The sequence below is a fragment of the Companilactobacillus halodurans genome (genome assembly GCF_009600995.1).
In the GTDB taxonomy this organism is placed as follows: Bacteria; Bacillota; Bacilli; order Lactobacillales; family Lactobacillaceae; genus Companilactobacillus; species Companilactobacillus halodurans.
Window position 1 is genome coordinate 14,623 of record NZ_VDFO01000032.1, and the last position, 19,525, is coordinate 34,147.

Annotated in this window: 15 protein-coding genes and 1 pseudogene; 15 read left to right on the forward strand and 1 reads right to left on the reverse strand. The window is 36.3% G+C overall.

The features are described from left to right. Positions 1-24 precede the first annotated feature (24 nt). The 9 genes and pseudogenes from tpiA (at position 25) to FHL05_RS08905 (ending at position 10,682) form a co-directional block, all read left to right on the forward strand. Entirely contained in the window at positions 25-777 is a 753-nt protein-coding gene (tpiA, locus tag FHL05_RS08865) for a triose-phosphate isomerase (protein ID WP_153385201.1), read from the forward strand. An 82-nt stretch (positions 778-859) separates the two neighbouring features. Next, positions 860-2,161, forward strand: a complete 1,302-nt coding sequence (gene eno / locus FHL05_RS08870) for a phosphopyruvate hydratase (RefSeq protein WP_153385200.1) — start codon at positions 860-862, stop codon at positions 2,159-2,161. A gap of 82 nt (positions 2,162-2,243) precedes the next feature. Further along, positions 2,244-3,303, forward strand: a pseudogene (locus FHL05_RS08875) (oxidoreductase). A 9-nt stretch (positions 3,304-3,312) separates the two neighbouring features. Then, complete coding sequence (locus FHL05_RS08880) at positions 3,313-4,854, forward strand: ClC family H(+)/Cl(-) exchange transporter (protein WP_153385198.1); 1,542 nt, start codon at positions 3,313-3,315, stop codon at positions 4,852-4,854. A gap of 74 nt (positions 4,855-4,928) precedes the next feature. Then, a complete protein-coding gene (gene secG / locus FHL05_RS08885) occupies positions 4,929-5,165 on the forward strand; it encodes a preprotein translocase subunit SecG (RefSeq protein ID WP_162000264.1) in 237 nt (78 codons plus the stop codon). Between the two features lie 54 nt (positions 5,166-5,219). Beyond that, entirely contained in the window at positions 5,220-5,957 is a 738-nt protein-coding gene (locus tag FHL05_RS08890; protein ID WP_153385197.1) for an alpha/beta hydrolase, read from the forward strand. A gap of 8 nt (positions 5,958-5,965) precedes the next feature. Further along, entirely contained in the window at positions 5,966-8,293 is a 2,328-nt protein-coding gene (gene rnr / locus FHL05_RS08895) for a ribonuclease R (protein WP_153522492.1), read from the forward strand. Further along, complete coding sequence (gene smpB / locus FHL05_RS08900) at positions 8,293-8,769, forward strand: SsrA-binding protein SmpB (protein WP_162000265.1); 477 nt, start codon at positions 8,293-8,295, stop codon at positions 8,767-8,769. The genes rnr and smpB overlap by 1 nt, the downstream gene beginning before the upstream one ends. Before the next feature lie 113 nt (positions 8,770-8,882). Further along, on the forward strand, positions 8,883-10,682 hold the full coding sequence (locus tag FHL05_RS08905) for a DUF2207 domain-containing protein (RefSeq protein ID WP_153385194.1): 1,800 nt from the start codon (positions 8,883-8,885) through the stop codon (positions 10,680-10,682). A gap of 61 nt (positions 10,683-10,743) precedes the next feature. Here the strand turns inward: FHL05_RS08905 and FHL05_RS08910 are convergent, their stop codons facing one another. Then, entirely contained in the window at positions 10,744-12,327 is a 1,584-nt protein-coding gene (locus tag FHL05_RS08910; RefSeq protein WP_153385193.1) for an Ig-like domain-containing protein, read from the reverse strand. Between the two features lie 260 nt (positions 12,328-12,587). On the opposite strand from FHL05_RS08910, the gene FHL05_RS08915 reads away from it, so the two are divergent. From FHL05_RS08915 to FHL05_RS08940, 6 genes are all read left to right on the forward strand, one after another. Then, positions 12,588-13,232: a deoxynucleoside kinase gene (locus FHL05_RS08915; protein WP_153522500.1), complete on the forward strand. Its 645-nt coding sequence runs from the start codon at positions 12,588-12,590 to the stop codon at positions 13,230-13,232. Between the two features lie 151 nt (positions 13,233-13,383). Beyond that, on the forward strand, positions 13,384-13,878 hold the full coding sequence (locus FHL05_RS08920) for a QueT transporter family protein (RefSeq protein ID WP_153385192.1): 495 nt from the start codon (positions 13,384-13,386) through the stop codon (positions 13,876-13,878). 76 nt (positions 13,879-13,954) lie between these two features. Continuing rightward, entirely contained in the window at positions 13,955-15,154 is a 1,200-nt protein-coding gene (locus FHL05_RS08925) for a glycosyltransferase family 4 protein (protein ID WP_153522494.1), read from the forward strand. Continuing rightward, positions 15,147-16,181, forward strand: a complete 1,035-nt coding sequence (locus FHL05_RS08930; RefSeq protein WP_153385190.1) for a glycosyltransferase family 4 protein — start codon at positions 15,147-15,149, stop codon at positions 16,179-16,181. The genes FHL05_RS08925 and FHL05_RS08930 overlap by 8 nt, the downstream gene beginning before the upstream one ends. Continuing rightward, on the forward strand, positions 16,181-17,227 hold the full coding sequence (locus FHL05_RS08935) for a lysylphosphatidylglycerol synthase transmembrane domain-containing protein (protein WP_153522496.1): 1,047 nt from the start codon (positions 16,181-16,183) through the stop codon (positions 17,225-17,227). Before FHL05_RS08930 ends, FHL05_RS08935 begins: the two co-directional genes overlap by 1 nt. Continuing rightward, on the forward strand, positions 17,224-19,287 hold the full coding sequence (locus FHL05_RS08940) for an LTA synthase family protein (RefSeq protein WP_153522498.1): 2,064 nt from the start codon (positions 17,224-17,226) through the stop codon (positions 19,285-19,287). Before FHL05_RS08935 ends, FHL05_RS08940 begins: the two co-directional genes overlap by 4 nt. The last annotated feature ends 238 nt before the right edge of the window (positions 19,288-19,525 follow it).

Here is a 19,525-nt window from a genome sequence, read left to right on the forward strand (position 1 = left end):
ATTTTTCACAAGGAGAATTAATTTATGCGTACACCTATTATTGCGGGTAACTGGAAGATGAACAAAAATCCTAAAGAAACCCAAGAATTCTTAGACGGCATCAAAGGCAAATTGCCAGAATCTGGCGTAGAAGCTATTATCGGTGCTCCAGCTATCGACTTGACAACACTTGTTGCTGGTGCTGAAGGTACACCTTTAAAGACTGCTGCTGAAAACTCATACTTCGAAGATGCAGGTGCATTTACTGGTGAAACTTCACCTAAAGCACTTGACGAAATGGGTCTTGACTATGTAATCATCGGTCACTCAGAAAGAAGACAATACTTCAAGGAAACTGATGAAGACATCAACAAGAAAGCACATGCTATCTTAAAGAACAACATGTTCCCAATCATTTGTTGTGGTGAAACACTAGAACAACGTGAAGCCGGAAAAGCTGAAGACTGGGTAACTGGTCAAATCGAAAATGCTGTTAAAGGTATTTCTGCTGACGACTTAGTTAAATCAGTTATCGCTTACGAACCAATCTGGGCTATCGGTACTGGCAAGACTGCTACTGCTGATCAAGCACAAGAAATGGTTCACGTAATCCGTGAAAAGATTGCTAGCTTGTACGATGCAGATACTGCTGATAAAGTAAGAATTCTTTACGGTGGTTCTGTAAAACCAGCTAATGTTAAAGAATTAATGGCTAAAGAAGATATTGATGGTGGACTTGTTGGTGGTGCCAGCATGGACCCTGAATCATTCTTAGCTTTGGTTAACTATAATAAGTAATAACTTTTATTAAGTTATTTATTTTAAGTGCCAAAAAGGTTAAAATTAGGTTGTATTAAATCATAAAGGAGAAATTTAAAATATGTCTGTAATTACTGATATTTTAGGCCGTGAAGTTCTTGATTCACGTGGTAACCCAACTGTTGAAGTTGAACTATATACTGAACTAGGTGGCTTTGGCCGCGCACTTGTTCCATCAGGTGCTTCAACTGGTGAACACGAAGCTGTCGAATTACGTGATGGCGACAAATCACGTTTTGGTGGTAAAGGTGTTCTTAAAGCCGTTGCTAACGTTAACGATAAAATCGCTAAAAAAGTTATCGGTATGGATGTTACTGACCAACGTGCTATTGATCAAGCTATGATCGACTTGGATGGTACACCAAACAAAGCTACTCTTGGTGCTAATGCTATTCTTGGTGTTTCATTGGCTGCTGCACGTGCTGCTGCTGACGAATTAGGTCTTCCATTGTACGAATACCTTGGTGGTCCTAATGGTCACGTTATGCCAACACCTATGATGAACGTTATCAATGGTGGTAAGCATGCTGACAACAACGTTGACTTCCAAGAATTCATGATTATGCCCGTTGGTGCAAAATCAATGCGTGAAGCCGTACGTATGGGTTCAGAAACATTCCACTCACTTAAAGCTGTTCTTGAAAGCCGTGGCTTGAACACAGCCGTTGGTGATGAAGGTGGATTCGCTCCTGACCTTGAAAACAACGAAGCTCCATTCAAGATTCTTGTTGAAGCTATCGAAAAAGCAGGTTACAAGCCTGGTGACGACGTTGCTATTGGTTTTGATGTTGCTTCATCAGAATTCTACGACGCTGATACAAAGAAATACAACCTTAAGGGTGAAGGCGAAAACGGTGCTAGCTTAACTGCTGACGAACTTATCGACTTGCTTGATGGTATCGTTGACAAGTACCCAGTTGTTACAATCGAAGATCCTATCGATGAAAACGAATGGGAAGACTGGCAAAAAGCTACTAAGGTTCTTGGTAAGAAAGTACAAATTGTTGGTGATGACTTGTTCGTTACAAACACTGACTACTTGAAGAAAGGTATTGAAATGGGAGTCTCAAACTCAATCCTTATCAAGCTTAACCAAATCGGTACACTTACAGAAACATTTGAAGCTATCGAAATGGCTAAAGAAGCTGGTTACACAGCTATCGTTTCACACCGTTCAGGTGAAACTGAAGATACAACTATTGCTGACTTTGTTGTTGCTACAAACGCAGGACAAATCAAGACCGGTTCAATGAGCCGTACTGACCGTATTGCTAAGTACAACCAATTGATGAGAATTGAAGATCAACTTGGTGACCAAGCAGAATACAAGGGTGGCAATTGCTTCTACAACCTAAAGAAATAATTACAAATGTGTAGTTGAATAAAACAGCCCTCTGGGCTGTTTTATTTGTACAATATAAATATATTGTTGGAGGTAATATTAAATGACACTTAAAATTGCATTTATCGGTTTTGGTAAATCAGCTAATCGTTATCATTTGCCATACCTAAATATTAGAGACAAGTTTGAATTAAAGACCGTTTATACCAGAAAAGCTCCTAATGAATCTCTAGCGAAACCTTATAAAGAAAAGGGAGTTAAATTTACTAATGATTTAAACGACATTCTAAATGATTCAGAAATTGATTTGGTAACCATCTGTACTCCAGCCAAAACTCATTATGATTTGGCTAAGAGCGTTATTGAAGCTCACAAATCAGTTATCGTTGAAAAGCCATTTGTCGACACCTTAGATCATGCCAAAGAATTGATTAAATTAGGTCAAGAAAATAACGTCTTAGTTATGCCTTATCAAAATCGTCGTTTCGATGGCGATTACTTGGCAGCTAAAAAAGTTATTGAGCAAGGCTTTTTAGGTGATATAGTTGAAGTTGAGTCACACATTGACTATTACCGTCCTAATACTGTTAACGGTAAGGGGGACTAAGGAACAAGGCGAGTTCTACGGTTTAGGAATCCATTTGATGGATCGTATGGTCGCTTTGTTTGGTCGGCCTGACCAAGTGGTTTACGATATTCGCAATACCGAAGTTGAAGATGCTGTGGATAACTATTTTGATGTCGACTTGCACTATGGTCAAAAGATGAAAGCTAAAATCAAAGTCAGCACAGATGTAGCTCAAGAATATCCTCGTTTTATAATTCAGGGTATGAATGGTTCCTTTATCAAATATGGTGCCGACCAGCAGGAAAATGACTTGAAAGCTGGTATCATGCCAGGAACTGATGGCTTTGGTGAAGACAGTCCTATGTATTACGGAATTGCTAAATATAGAAATTCCAATGGCGACTGGATTAAGAAACAAATTAAAACGCCACTAGGTGACTACGGTTTGTACTACGATTCTGTCTATCAGACATTAGTCAATCATAAGCCACGTTTAGTAAGCAATAAAGAAATTTTAACAGATATGGAATTATTGGAAGCTGGTTTTTACGAACCATCACCTTCAATCTACAATGTTCCAAAGCTAGATATGTAGGGAGTTATAATGAGGATAACAATTACTGATAATGAAAAAGTAAGACTAACGCTTGAGGGAGTTTTAGTTGGAATAATTTCAGGGGTCATCGTCAGTTTATTTCGCTGGTCGATTGCGAAATCCCTAAAAATTTATCAGGATATTTACATTGCAGCTAGAACTAATGCGCTTTTAATCATTGCTTTGTTAGTGTTGATGGTTGTTATTGCTGTTTTTGTAGGATTTTTGATTAAAAAAGAACCCAATATTTCGGGTTCAGGTATTCCACAAGTTGAAGCTCAATTAGGTGGAGAAATGAAACTTAATTGGTGGTCGATTTTGTGGAGAAAGTTCGTCGGTGGTATTTTGAGTATCGGTCCAGGATTATTTCTTGGACGTGAAGGACCATCGATTCAATTAGGAGCATCAGTTGGTCAAGGAATCGGTGACTTAACGCATGATAATGTCGGCGTTAACCAACGTGTCTTGATTGCCAGTGGTTCAGCAGCTGGATTAGCTGCAGCTTTCAGTGCCCCAATTGCTGGAGCAATGTTTGTCTTGGAAGAAGTCTATCATAATTTTTCACCACTAGTGTGGATAACTTCCTTGGCCAGTGCCGTCAGTGCCAATTTGGTGGCTTTATACGTTTTTGGATTGGAACCTGTTTTACAAGTACCTTACCAATACAGTTTGCCAGTTAAATATTATTGGCATTTGATTGTTTTAGGAATCATCTTAGGTTTGATGGGAAGACTTTACCAAGTCGGTACTTTATCAATGCCTTCAATTTTTGCTAAAACACGTTTACCTAGATATATCCATGGGATAATTCCTCTATTGTTGATTGTTCCATTAGGGATGCTGGTTCCCCAATTTATCGGTGGCGGTAACTCTGTTATCATCAATCTTGATAAATATGGTACGAGTTTGTTACTCTTGGTTGGTCTGTTAGTTATGAGATTTATTTTTTCATTGATTTCATATGGTTCTGGATTACCTGGAGGAATTTTCTTACCGATTCTGAATTTAGGTGCCATCATTGGTGCTATTTATGCTGTTTTTATGAATCAAATAGGTTTGTTGCCAATTTATTTTGAAAGCAATCTGATTATTTTTGCAATGGCTGGATACTTTGCTTGTATCAGTAAAGCGCCATTTACAGCAATTATCTTAGTCACAGAAATGGTTGGGTCATTAAAACATTTGATGCCTTTAGCCGTTTTGTCATTAGTTGCTTATATTGTGGTCGATTTGATGAATGGGGCACCAATTTATGAAGCCTTAAAAGAACGTCTCAAGATTAATTCGAAGTATTTAAATCGGGTCAGCAAATTCAATGACCGTTTGGAAGTGCCAATTTATGAGGGCAGTTCAATCGATGGTAAATACATTCGAGATATTCCGTTTCCTAAGAATATCTTGGTAGTTGCAGTCTATCGTGGCGAGCAACAATTGATACCTCGTGGCGATACTCTGATCAAAGCTGGCGATAGAATTATCTTTATGGTCAACGCTGGTCAACGTGCTAAAATAGCTAGGAAGCTGAAAGATTTGATTAATGGAATTAACTAGAAATTTGACTGCTTTTATGTTATTGTTTTAGGAGTGATTTCAGCTTTTAGACACCATGAACGGAGGTTTTACAGGTGTATAACATTATCGAAACAGTGTTGATAGTCGTTTCTATTTTGATTATTATTGCCGTATTAATGCAACCTACAAAGCAACAAGATGCTTTGAATGCATTATCTGGTGGTGGTGGTGACCTATTCAGCAACCAGAAGAAACGTGGCTTTGAAGCCTTCATGGTTAAGGTTACCTACGTTTTACTAGTATTGTTTTTCGTATGTTCACTAATACTAGTTTACTTATCATCTCACTAAGCAATTTATCCTCCTGAAGTTTGTCAGGAGGTTTTTTGTTATAAGGAGCTTTATATGAAAATTCTAAGACCAAAACCATTTTATTTTGACAGTGGTTCCAGTGCAGTGTTATTGTTACATTCATTTTCAGGGACATCTAATGATATGCGTCTCTTGGGTCGGTTTTTAGAAAGAAATGGATATACAGCTTATGCTCCAATGTTAGTTGGACATGGAACTTCTGAACCTTTAGATATCTTGCAAGAAGGATCTCCACAAGCCTGGTGGCAACAGACAAAGTCAGCAATTGATTTTTTAAAACAAGAAAATAAAACGAAAATCTATGTTTTTGGCTTGTCTTTAGGGGCTATTTTTGCCACCCAAGCAATCGAAGAACTTGATGACGTTGTCTGCGGGGGAGTATTTGGCTCACCTTTGTACAATAAAGAGTTCAATAATATAAGAAACGCCTTTATGACGTATGCCAAAAAGGTGTATTCTGTTCAACAGGGCTTAACAGATATCGAAATTGACTCTAAACTTAGAATTGTTGATTCTAAGATAGATTCGTTTTTAATGGAGATAAGAAAAGCGTCAGTAAATGTAACAGATAATCTAGCTGAAATAAAAAGACCATATTTTATTGGTCAAGGTACGAGTGATAAATTAGTAGATCCCAATGCTGCAACGGAAGTAGCAAAGGACGTTAAAACATCACAGCTACATTTATATAATGCAGGGCATGTTTTAACTATCAACAACGCTCATAATCAATTGCAGAGCGATGTTTTAAACTTTTTAGAAAATAATTGAGGATAGAAATGCCAGATAAAGAAAATAAATTAATTGCAGATATATTAGAGGTTTTCAGAAGTAATCCTGATCGCCGCTACAAATCTGAACAAATTGAAGACATTTTAAGAATGCACGGGGCATCAGCATTCAAACGTGTCGTAAAGGCTCTAGCAGTCCTAGAAGGTGAAAGCAAAATTGCTTTGACTAATAAGGATGAATTCAAGATGGCTGCACCAGAAACTGTCGTTGAAGGAACTTTTAAGGGTAATGATAAAGGTTTTGGTTTCGTAAGATATGACGAAGTTGAACCTGATGCCTTTATTGCTAGAAGCAATACCATGTTCGCTGTTAATGGAGATACAGTTGAAGTTAAGATAACTAAACCTTCAAATCCTTGGATAGATAAGGGTCCTGAAGGTGAAATCATAAAAATTGAAGAACGTTCATTGACTAAGGCAGTTGGTGAATTCCACGCTTATAGTGATGCTCAAGTTAAAAAGAGTGGTCATTACGGTTATGTTCAAAGTCATGAAAAGAAGATTGCTTCTTACATGATTTTCATTTCCGATAAGGGCTTGCACCCACAAATTGGCGATATGGTTCAAGTATCAATTGATGAATATCCAAATGCCAAGCACCCTCAAAGTATGGAAGGAACTGCTCTAGAAATCATTGGTAATAAAAATGATCCCGGTGTTGATATCATGTCAATCGTGGTCGACAACGATATCAATCCCGAATTTCCAAGTGAAGTCCTTAAAGAAGCTGAACAAATTCCTGATCATGTCTTAGATTCTGACCGTGTTGGTCGTAAAGATTTAACTGATAATATGGTTATCACAATCGATGGGGATGACTCAAAAGACTTTGATGATGCTGTCGGTTTAGATATGTTGCCAAATGGCAACTTCCATCTAGAAGTAGATATTGCCGATGTAACGCATTATGTCAAAGAAGGTTCACCATTAGATCAAGAGGCTTACGCTCGTGGTACAAGTACTTACTTGGTAGATCGAGTAATTCCAATGCTTCCATTTAGACTATCTAACGGTATCTGTTCCTTAAATCCGGGTGAAGACCGTTTGGCCCTTACTTGTGAAATGGAAATTGACCACAAGGGTAATGTTATTAATCATGAAATTTATCCTAGTGTCATTCAATCTAAATATCGTATGACTTACAACAACGTTAACGCCATTTTAAAGGGCGACGAACTGCTCAACGAAGAATATGCACCAGTTGTTCCAATGCTTAAAGAGATGGCGCAACTTCACGAAATCTTGTTCAACAAGCGTCATGAACGTGGAGCTATCGACTTTGAAGAAACTGAAGCTCAAATCATCGTTGATGAAAACGGTAAGCCAATCGACATTAAGTTGAGAGAACGTGGCACATCTGAAAAGATGATTGAATCATTTATGTTGGCCGCTAACGAAACTGTTGCCGAACACTACAATGTTAAACACGTACCATTCTTGTATCGTGTCCACGAAAAGCCCGATGAAGAAAAAGTTAAGAACTTCTTTGAATTCACAGCCGCAATGGGTGTTCAGGTTAAAGGTAACTTAAAAGAAATCACACCTAAGATGTTCCAAAATGTTTTAGCTAGCGTTGTCGGAACACCTGAAGAACAAGTCGTAACTATTATGTTGTTGAGAAGTTTGCAACAAGCTCGTTATTCCGACGAACCTCTTGGTCACTTTGGTTTAGCTGCCAAGTACTATACGCACTTTACTTCACCAATCAGACGTTATCCTGATTTGACTGTTCACCGTATGATTCACAGTTATGCTAAGAACGGCTTTACTGATGAAGAACAAACTAAGTGGTCTAATAAACTGGACGATATTGCAACTCATACTTCAAGTCGTGAACGTGTTTCAGTTAATGCTGAACGTGCAGTTGACGATTTGAAGAAGACTGAATATATGGCTGATCAAGTTGGAAATACTTTTGATGCTGTTGTCAGTTCTGTGACAAGTTTTGGGATGTTCATTCAACTCGACAATACCGTTGAAGGTTTGATTCATATTTCAAATATGAAAGATGACTTCTATGAGTTTGATGAGAAGAGTATGTCCATGCATGGTCGTGGAACAGGTAAAATCTTTAGAGTTGGACAACCAATCAAGGTCAAACTTATCAGAGCCGATGTTGAACATCGTCAAATCGACTTTGAAAGAGTCTTAACTCCAGAAGAACAAGAGCAAGCTGATAAACGTGAAGCTGAGTTCAAGAAGAAACGTTCAAATCAACATGGTCGCGGACGCGGTGGACATGGTCGTCATAATGACCACCGTAAAAACGGCAATAATAATAACCATAAGAGACGTGGTAAATACGAAAGACGGTGATTCTTTTGAAGAAACATCATACAAAAGCTGCTAATGAAGTAGCAAACAATCGTAAAGCTCGCCATGATTATAATATTTTGGATACTTACGAAGCAGGAATTGCTTTGACTGGAACTGAAATCAAATCAGTTCGTGCCAGTAAGATGAATATTAAAGATGGATTCGTTCAAGCCAGAAATGGTGAACTTTGGTTAGAAAATGTTAATATCAGCATTTATGACCAAGGAAATATGTTCAATCATGACCCATTACGTAATCGTAAATTACTGTTGCACAAAAAAGAAATCCGCAAGATTACTTCAACTATTCAGGAAAAGGGAATTACTGTTGTACCTTTGAAAGTATATTTGAAACATGGTTTTGCTAAAGTTTTGGTTGGCGTAGCAGAAGGTAAGAAGCAATACGATAAACGTGAAACAATCAAAAGACGTGATCAAGAAAGAGAAATTCAACGTGTTCTTAAGAATGCGTATTAATCTCTTTAGATTGATCGCTTTTTTTTTTGCCAAAAATTTGGATAAATTATCTAAGTGCTTTGTCATAATTTTGGATATGATAAAATTAAATTAAATATTTCACGGGGTGCGTAATGAAGAAACTATGGGGAATTATCTTTGCTGTTTTAGGCGTGGCTATCTTTTTTCAGTCAGCAACAACAGTAAAAGCTGACGATTATACAATTAAGCAATATTTTGCTAATGCTGATATTTTAAAAAATGGCGACATTGACTTAACGCAACGAGTTACCTATCGATTCAATGGTGATTTTCATGGCGTCTACTATAACCAAGATATTCAGGGTATCAAAGGGATGTCGAAACCCCAGGTTTACTATGAAGATTCGGACCAAGATATTAAACCCTTAGTAGCATCTGATTCTGGACAAAACGATACTTTTAAAGTTACAAAAAGTAATAAGCAAGTGAATATCAAAGTCTATCACGATGTTTCATTTCAAAAAGTAACTTATATTTATAAATACAAATTGAATGGGGCAATCACTAATTATTTAGATACGGCTGAGATGAATTGGAAAATGATTGGTAGCGGCTGGGATCAAAAAATAAATAAAGCTGATTTACAAGTCAATTTGCCTCAAAAAAACGTTTCTAAGTTGCAAGCCTGGACGCATGGACCCTTAAATGGAACGACCAAAGTTAGTCAAAAAAATGGCCAGGTTAAAATGACGATAGATAATTTACCCTCAAATCAATTTGTTGAAAGTCATATTATTTTTCCAACGGCAGTGACTGCTGACAATAAAAATGTCATCAATAAAAAGGCTAAAGCTTCCGTTTTAAAACATGAAAAAAGATTAGCCCAAGCAGCCAATGCAAAAAGAAATCATAAAATTTGGATTTATCGAATCCTGATGATACTTGGATTTGCAGTTATTTTGATAATTTATCTTTATCACTTCATTTCATTGAAAAAGCATCCTACTAATAAGCATATTATTCCTACGCCATTGCATCATTTCTTCGATGAACCGAAATTTTTGCCAAGTATGACGCAAATAGTTTTAAATCACACGGATAAAGCTGATGCTCAGGCTTTAACGGCTGATTTATTGTACGAAGTCGGTCAACATCATTTAAAAATCGAGAAAATTGGAATTCATGGCAAAAATTATGAAATAACCGCCTTGACACCACCAACTAATGCATTCTTTAAGTATTTAATTGAAGAGATTGGAAATGGCGAGTCGGTTACCTTGAATCAAATCAAAGGGGTGGCTCGTTCCAGTGAAAAATTTGTGACACTCTTTGAAAATTGGTCCAAGGATGCTGCTGAGGGTAGAGAGAAGTATCTCGACTTCAAGAATATTAATATAATGGATAATTTCCGTGTGGCAGCAATTGCTAGCGATGTAATCCTCTTTATTATGATAATGATCAATATTTTGTTTGAACGACATATCTTATTATTCAGTACAATTGCAGTAATCTTAATGATTGCTGTTTGGATAATTTATTGGTATTTAAAAAAGAAAATTACTTTGTATACTGATGAAGGTGAAGTGGAGGTTAATCAAATTCGTGCTTTTAAGAGAATGTTGAACGATATCGATGATATCAAGATGGCTGAAGTCGGGGATGTGATTCTCTGGGAGCAGTTTTTGCCTTATGCAGTCGTTTTTGGAGTATCAGATAAAGTCATTAAGGCATTGAAGTTAAACTTCAGTACTGAGCAATTAGACCAATCGATGGTCATTCCATTTTATATTGGAGCAGGAGGATTTCTTGGCTCCAGTTCAACTGGCTTTCAGTCATCATTTACTAGTGCAATCACAGCCAGTGGTTCCTCAAGCGTTGTCGGTGGTTCTGGTGGATTTAGTGGCGGATCTTCGGGAGGATTTGGCGGAGGTTCCGGTGGTGGAGCTTTTTAAGACATTAAAAAAGGAGATTCCAAATTAATTTTGGAGTCTCCTTTTAATGTTTAAATTTTAATTATACATTACGACGTTTAAAATAAATAAGATTCGTTAAAACAAATAGTCCAATTATTGAAGTAATAATTCCTGAATCAGTACCAGTTTGTGGTAAAGCAGTATTTGAATCTGAAGCTTTTGAATCTGAATCGCTGCTGGATTGTCCCGGTTTAAAGGGATTAGTAATCAAACCTGCTTCTCCTTCTATTTCCTCATCATTGTTACTTGAAGGATTTTCAGGATCAACAATTACGTCTTCGTTATTGTCATCCTTATCATTACCTTCACCAGTATTTGGTTCTTCAGTATTATTGTCTTCATTATTATCTTCATCGTCTTTTACAGGTTCATTTGTTGTAAAGACATGTACAGCATCGGTAGTTGTTCCAGAAATTGTAAATGGAATCTGTGCTGTGTTCAATGTATAGCCAGTTGGAGGAGTTACTTCTTTGAAGTAATAATTGCCCTTTGCTAATTCGCCAACATTTATTTGACCAGCTCCATTAGTAGTTAAACCTGATTTAATTGGAGTATCCGAACCTTCTTGATACAGGTCATAAACAGCACCAGCTAGTGGGGTATTATTTTCATCGGCACTAGTTTTAGTTAAAATCACCGATCCTAGAATCTCGTTACCATTGCCACTACCAGAATTGCTATTTCCAGTGACGCTGCCATCGGCTACTCCAGAATTAGTTTCGCCAGAGGTTCCGCCACCCCATGTGAAGTCAGCGTGGTTTTTAAATTTAGTTCCATTTTCAGCATCAGCTGGATTATTGATTTTTGTTTGGAAAGTTACGGCATAAAATTGATTGTTGGAAAGTCCATTTAAAGTAAAGCCGCTACCAGAAGTTTCTTGTAAATTGTAGTCGCCATTACTTAGCAATTGACCTTTCTTATAGTAACCAGGTGATGACCAGTAAGCTTCATAAACATTGACAGTACCATCAACGTAAGTTTGTCCAGAACTAGGGTCGATAAAATCTTTGACCGTTAAATTAGGAAAATTTTCGCTATTGCGGTTGACTAGAATCGTCCAAGTTATAATTGCGTTGCCATTGGCATCTTTTCCAATGACTCCCTTTTTTGAGAAGTCGGCATCAGATGAAACTAAAGTCATATTGTCAGTGAAATTTCCAATCGTTACATCATTGTTTCCTACAACAGCGTCTTTTCCGGGTTGAACTCCGGTACCGATATTGATTTCACCAGCAAAATCGGTTTTATTTTCAACATTTTCGTTGAAAGTAACGGTCATACTATTTGAACTTTTGTTAAGGACGGCAGTACCAATCACATTATTATCACTATCATAGATAGAAATTCTTTCGCCATCTTTAGTAACCTTTAATGTATCTGGAAAATCAACTGTCCAAGTATCGCCATTTTGCAGTTGAGTATTTGCAGGTACTTTCCAGTCAAGCGTTAAATTAACATCGCTTGCTGTACCATAATCTTTTTGAGCTATCGACATTCCACTTAAAAGGTCATTAGTTTGGTAATCAGTTGCAGCCTCTGTAGTATTGGTCTGGCTATTGAAAATAAGAATCAAGCCCAATATTGCAAAAGCAACGACAAAAAATCTTCGTAAATATTTCCCCATTATTCTTCCCCTTTCTTTTTCAATACAATTCTAATTATAGAGGCAATAATAGTTTTTAAACAGGGGGTGGGGAAAAGAAAAAAGAAAACTTTATATTTAATTAAAAGCCTGATTAATCGGAGATTATCCGCTATCATAAGGCACCATATCTTGTGAAATTTGAGAAATCTATACAATATATAGATTAGAAGTGATATCATTATGAATGTTGTTTTTTTTACAAATTAAGATATTTAAATGAGGTATGGAGGAGAATAATGATGATCGTATTGAGCGGCGCAATTGGAGCCGGAAAAAGTTCATTGGCAACGGTTTTATCAGAACATTTAGGAACAGAGGCTTTCTATGAACAGGTTGATAATAACCCCGTTTTGCCACTATTTTATAAGGATCCTAAGAAGTATGCATTCTTATTACAAATTTACTTTTTGAACAAACGTTTCGAATCAATCAAGAAAGCGATGGTCCAAGATAATAATGTCTTAGACCGTTCGATCTATGAAGATTCACTATTTTTCCATATGAACGCTGATATGGGAAGAGCCACTCCACAAGAAGTAAAAGTTTACGATGAACTATTGGCTAACATGATGCAAGAATTACCATATGCTGCTGCAAAAAAAGCACCTGACTTATTAGTACACTTGGATATTTCTTACGATACAATGATTCACCGTATCGAAAAACGTGGACGTTCATATGAACAACCAGAACAAGATCCAACTTTGCCTGAATATTATAAGCAATTGCTTAGCCGTTATGATGGCTGGTATGACGATTATGATTACAGTCCAAAGATGAAGATTGATGGCGACAAGAATGACTTTGTTGAAAACCCTGAAGATCGTCAAAAGGTTTTGGATTTGATTGATGAACAATTACGTGCTCGCGGAACACTAAAATAGAAATTGATTAAGTTAAACAAAGACGCTACAGCAATCAAAGACGATTGCTGTGGTTTTTTTGTTACTTGCGAGTCGATTCAAAATAAGATAACCTATTAGAGGCAGTTTGCACTGGTAACCTGCTTTAATTAAAACAGTGGAGGGTTTTATTTTGAATAATTTGAAAACAAGGGATATTACACAATTAGCTTTGATTGCTGCACTTTATGTAGCAGTGACGATTGCTCCTGTAATTTCAGCTTTTTCGTATGGCCAGATTCAATTTCGAGTTTCAGAAATATTAATGTTGTTGCCATTCTTCAATCATAAATACAGCTGGTCATTGATCATTGGTTGTTTCATTTCGAACATTTTTAGTGCTTCTTTAGGAGTATATGATCTGATATTGGGGACTTTGGCAACTGCCATCGCTTGCTTGATCATCACTAAGATTCCTAAAAATGTTAAGTGGCTCTGGACTGTTCCAGTTGTTTGTGCCGTGGTAAATGGAATTATCGTTGGTGCTGAATTACATTTTGTGTTGAATTTGCCATTTTGGTTAAATTTTGTCACTGTTGGATTAGGAGAATTAGTTGTTGTCGCAATCGGCGCAATTATTTTCTATTTCTTGATGCAGAATCAAAATTTCAACAAATTAATCAATTAAGACAGTGAGAGGGAAGTGATTCCCTCTTTTTTTTGTTATAATCTATTCTATAAAGATTGTGAGGAGATGTGTTTATATGAATATCGGAATCTTTACCGATACATACTTCCCTCAAGTAAGTGGGGTAGCTACATCAATCCAGACATTAAAGAGTGACTTAGAAAGAAAAGGTCATTCAGTCTATATTTTTACTACAACTGACCCTAAAGTTTCTAAGAAGACAATTGAACCTAATATTTTTCGCTTAGCCAGTGTACCGTTTATTTCGTTTACGGACCGGAGAATTGCGATTCGGGGAATGTTTCATGCGGTTGATTTAGCTAAGGAATTAAAATTGGATATAATTCATACACAAACTGAATTTTCACTAGGTATGATGGGTAAATTTGTTGCTAAGCAATTAAAGATTCCCTTCGTTCACACATACCACACAATGTATGAAGATTATTTGCACTATGTTTTAAATGGACATTTATTAAAACCTTATCACGTTAAGCAGATGACACGCTTGTTTTTAAAAAATGCTTCTGGAGTCGTTGCTCCAAGTAAGCAAGTTAAAGAGACGATGGATAGGTATGGTATTAAAGCACCAGTTTCAATTATTCCAACTGGAGTCGATTTATCCGAATATACTAAACCAGTTAACGCTTCAGCTGTTCGTGAACGATTGGGTATTTCTGAAGATACGCCAGTGATTTTGATGTTAAGTCGAATAGCTCTAGAGAAAAAAATTGATCACATGTTGAAGTCAATGCCAGAGCTACTCAAATATAATCCTGAAATTATGTTGGTTATTGTTGGCGATGGTCCTGACATGGATGAATTAGTTCAGATGACTCAAGATTTAGGTATTAGCGATAACGTTATTTTTACCGGCGAAGTAGCACATGACCAAATTTCGCCTTATTATCATATGGCTAATCTTTTTGTATCATCAAGCGATACAGAATCGCAAGGCTTGACTTATATTGAGGCAATTGCTTCTGGAACAAAAATCGTTGTGAGAAGTGCACCTTACACTGATTCATTACTGACTGATCCATCAGTTGGCGTAACATTCAGCGAAGATGACCAGTTAGTACCTAAAATTAAGACCTATTTAGACCATCCCAAGTCTTTTGATGATCGTGAAGCTCGTCAAAAGGTATTGTATGGCATTTCATCAGATGGATTTGGCAATTCGATATTAGATTTTTATCGTCATGCTGAAGATTACTTCATAAGAGAAAAACTTTCAGATTCATCAATTGATCCAGAGGAGTATTCTAATGATTAAGATAAATATGTTTTCATCGGCTGATAAAGTAGCTGGACAAGGCGTTGGTAGTGCGTATTTAGAATTGATCAATTTGTTAAAAGAACGCTTTAGCGATGAATTTCAAATTAAGATCAATGATTATCACGCAAGCGACTTAAGTCACTATCACACAATTGATCCACAGTTTTATTTGTCGACATTTTCTAAGAAACGCGGACGTAAGATTGGCTATGTTCATTTCTTGCCAGAAACACTGGAGGGCAGCATTAATTTACCAAAGCCCGCAAGAAAAATTTTTTACAATTATGTGATTAGTTTTTATAAGCGTATGGACCAAATTGTCGTGGTCAATCCAACCTTTATTGATAAATTGGTTGCCCATGGCTTAGATCGAAAGAAAATCAAATATATTCCTAACTTCGTTTCCACTGATAATTTCTATGAAAAAACAGCTGAAGAGAAAGCAGCTTTTAGAAAGAAAATCGGTATTCCTGAAAATAAATTTGTCGTCTTTGGCGATGGTCAGGTTCAAGAGCGTAAAGGGATTGATGATTTTTACCACTTAGCTGAAATGAATCCTGATATTCAATTTGTTTGGGCAGGAGGCTTTTCCTTTGGTAAAATTACTGATGGATATGATCGTTATAAAGATATGATTGAAAATGCTCCCAGCAATATGAAGTTTACTGGAATAGTCAATCGCAATGACTTAGTGAATTATTATAATATTTGCGATATTTTCTTGTTGCCTTCATATGATGAATTGTTCCCAATGTCAGTTCTAGAGGCATTCAGTTGCGGGGCACCTGTTTTGTTGCGTGACCTTGATTTATATCGAGCAATTATTGACGGGTATTATCAAAAAGCTGAGGGCTTTTCCGAGATGAATGCTTTTATCAATAAAGCTAATCAGAATCGTTCTATTTTAAATGATTTCAAGCAAAAATCACGAGCAGCTTCCAAACAATACTCTGAAGATAATTTGAGTAAAATTTGGCATGAGTTCTATATGGACCAATATAAAATTGCCAAACAGGATAGATAATGAATAGAAAACAAATTGCAGCACTCTTTGTCATGCTGGGGTTAGGAATCAGTATTTTCTGGTGGGAAGCTCGAAAAATTGATTTCAATTCCTTAGTTTCGACTTTTAAGAATTTGAATTATTTTTGGCTTGCAGTAGCCTTTTTATCGATTTTACTGTCGTATGGCGTTGAAGCGTTAGTTTTGCATACTTTATTAAAGAAGAAGGAAGATCGAAAATTTGGCTGGTGGGAAATGTATCGAATTCCACTTATTCAAGCCTTGTTTAATGCAATCACACCTTTTTCTTCAGGTGGACAGCCAGCTCAATTAGTTGGTTTAATGCAATCAAAAATTGATGGTGGTAGAGCAAGTTCAGTTTTGCTAATGAAATTTGTTATTTATCAAGCAATGGTTTTAGTCAACTTCATAATTGCAATGGTAGTTAGTTTTCGAAGCGTTGCCAGACATTTTTCCGGATTAGCGACCTTGATTGTCTTTGGAATGGTGATTCACGTTGTGACCATTTCTTTTCTATTAATGATTATGTATTATTATGATTTTACGAAAAAAATGGTCCAAATCATTCTGAAACCGATTTTATTTTTTCTTAAAGAGGAAAAACGTGATAAAATTTTACAGTCAGCTACAAATAGTATTGACAGTTTCTATAAAGAAAGTTTAGTTTTGAAGCGAGAGAAGAAAAAAGTTGTCAAAGCGTCGTTATTAACGATTGTTCAGCTTTTTTTGTATTATTTTGTAGTTTACTTTGTTTTATTGGCATTGAATTGTGATCATGTAAATATTGTTGATGTATTAGTTATGCATATTATGATTGTAATGATTGTCTCAATCTTCCCAATTCCTGGTGGATCAGGTGGGGCAGAATTCAGTTTTAAGACACTCTTTGCTGGATTTATACCTTCTCCTTCAGGTCTTGTTTTGGGAATGTTTTTATGGAGATTTATTACGTATTATTTAGGGATGTTCTTGGGGATTATTGCTGTTTCGAAGAAACCAAAAATTGAACAACAAGTTGCTAATAAATCTATGGAGCGAAAACAATGAAGCCTATTACGAAATCAATTTCTAATTTTTTAAATACTAGGCTAGGTTTTGTGATCCTAGCGGTATTTTTATATACCCTGAAAACTATTTATGCTTATGAAAATAAGTTTAATTTAGGCGTTAAGGGTTCTATCCAAACATTTTTGATGATTATCAATCCAATTCCTATCATGTTGCTTTTATTTGGAATTGCCTTGTACATGAAAGGAAGAAAGTCTTATATCTTCCTTTTGATTGTTGACTTCTTGGATACTGTTTGGCTATTCTCGAATATCTTATATTATCGAGAGTTTTCAGACTTTTTAACAATGGTGTTGATCAAAGGCTCAGGCTCAGTTTCTAATAACTTGGGTAAAAGTATTATGGGAATCGTCAAACCGACTGATTTTCTAGTTTTTATTGATGTCTTAGTATTGATATTATTGTTGGCATTCCATGTTATTAAAATGGATGTCAAACGTCTCAATTGGAGAATTCCAGTTTTGGTCAGTTCTCTAGCAGTTTTATTATTCGGAGCTAATTTAACTCTTGCTGAAAGTGATCGGTCACAGTTATTGACTAGAACTTTCGATAATAATTATATTGTGAAGTATTTAGGTCTAAATGTTTTTAATATTTATGACATGGTTAAGACTACAAAAACTAATGCTGTTAAATCACAGGCTAAGAGTTCTGATATTGATTCGATTGAAAAATATATGAAGAATAATTATGTTCAACCTAATGTTGAATACTCTGGTGTTGCAAAGGGTAAGAATGTCTTCATCATTCACTTGGAAAGTTTGCAACAATTTATGATTGATTATAAGTGGGATGGACAAGAAGTTACGCCTAATCTGAATAAGATTTACCACGAAAACGATACCTTGAGTTTTGATAATTTCTTTAATCAAGTTGGACAAGGTAAAACAGCTGATGCGGAATTGATGCTTGAGAATTCACTCTTTGGATTATCAGAAGGATCAGCAATGGTTACGGATGGTACTTCGAATACCTTCCAAGCTGCTCCAGCAATTCTTGATCAAGATGGATACACGACCGCCTCATTCCATGGGGATGTGCCAAGTTTTTGGAATCGTGATAATACTTATAAGTCATGGGGCTATGATTACTTCTTTAGTTCTAACTACTTTAAGCAGAAGAAGGATTACAACGTTGGCTATGGTATGAAGGATAAGATTTTCTTGAAAGATTCGGCTAAGTATATCGAGCAATTGCCACAGCCTTTCTATGCAAAATTGATTACGGTTACGAATCACTATCCTTACACCTTGGATAAGAAGAACCAAAGTATCAGTAAGACCAAGACCGGTGACAGTACCGTTGATGGGTATGTCCAAACAGCTCATTATCTTGATCAGTCTATTGGTGAATTTATGAATTGGCTTAAAGAAACCGGTTTAGAAAAGAATAGTATGGTCGTCTTATATGGTGATCACTATGGAATTTCCAATAACCACAATAAAGCTATGGCTAAGTTAACTGGTATTAAAGGATTTAATGACTTTAATGATGCTCAATACCAACGTGTACCATTTATGATTCACATGGATGGACTAAAAGGTGGTATTAACCATACTTATGGTGGTGAGATCGATGTCTTGCCAACACTATTGAATCTTCTTGGAATCGATAATAAGAATATGATTCAATTTGGTAGTGACTTGTTATCAAGTGAACACTCGCAAGTCGTGGCATTTAGAAATGGTGACTTTGTCTCGCCAACAGTAACTAAGGTCGGAAGTACGTACTATAATACAAAGACTGGTAAAGTAGATAAGAATATCTCCCAGGCTGAAAAGTCTAAATTATCTAATAAGGTTACAACAGAGCTATCATTATCTGATAGGGTTATTAATGGAGATCTATTGAGGTTCCATAAACTACCAGGATTTACTACTGTTAACACAAAAGATTACTCTTATAAGAAGAGTAAGGCTCTTAAGAAGCTTAAGAAGGCTCAAAAGAAGAACGGAACTAGTTTACTAGCACAAAATGATAATAAGTCCATGCTTGACTTGTATCAGACTGACGCGCCAGAATTAAGTTCTAATAAGTAAATAAAGGCACTGGAAGCAGAGAAGCTTTCGGTGTCTTTTTGTGTACAAAGAGGTTAAAAGCGTGATAGTATTATGAAATACGAGGGTAAGACTGATTAATTTACAAAAAAATCAACTTTTTTGTAAAAAAGGGTTGCGTCCCTCTTATCTAATTGGTAATATATATCTTGTTGTTGCGACAGAGCAATGGCGACAAGGCTTTGCGAGTTTATCTCTTGGCTTTATCGCTTCAAATAAT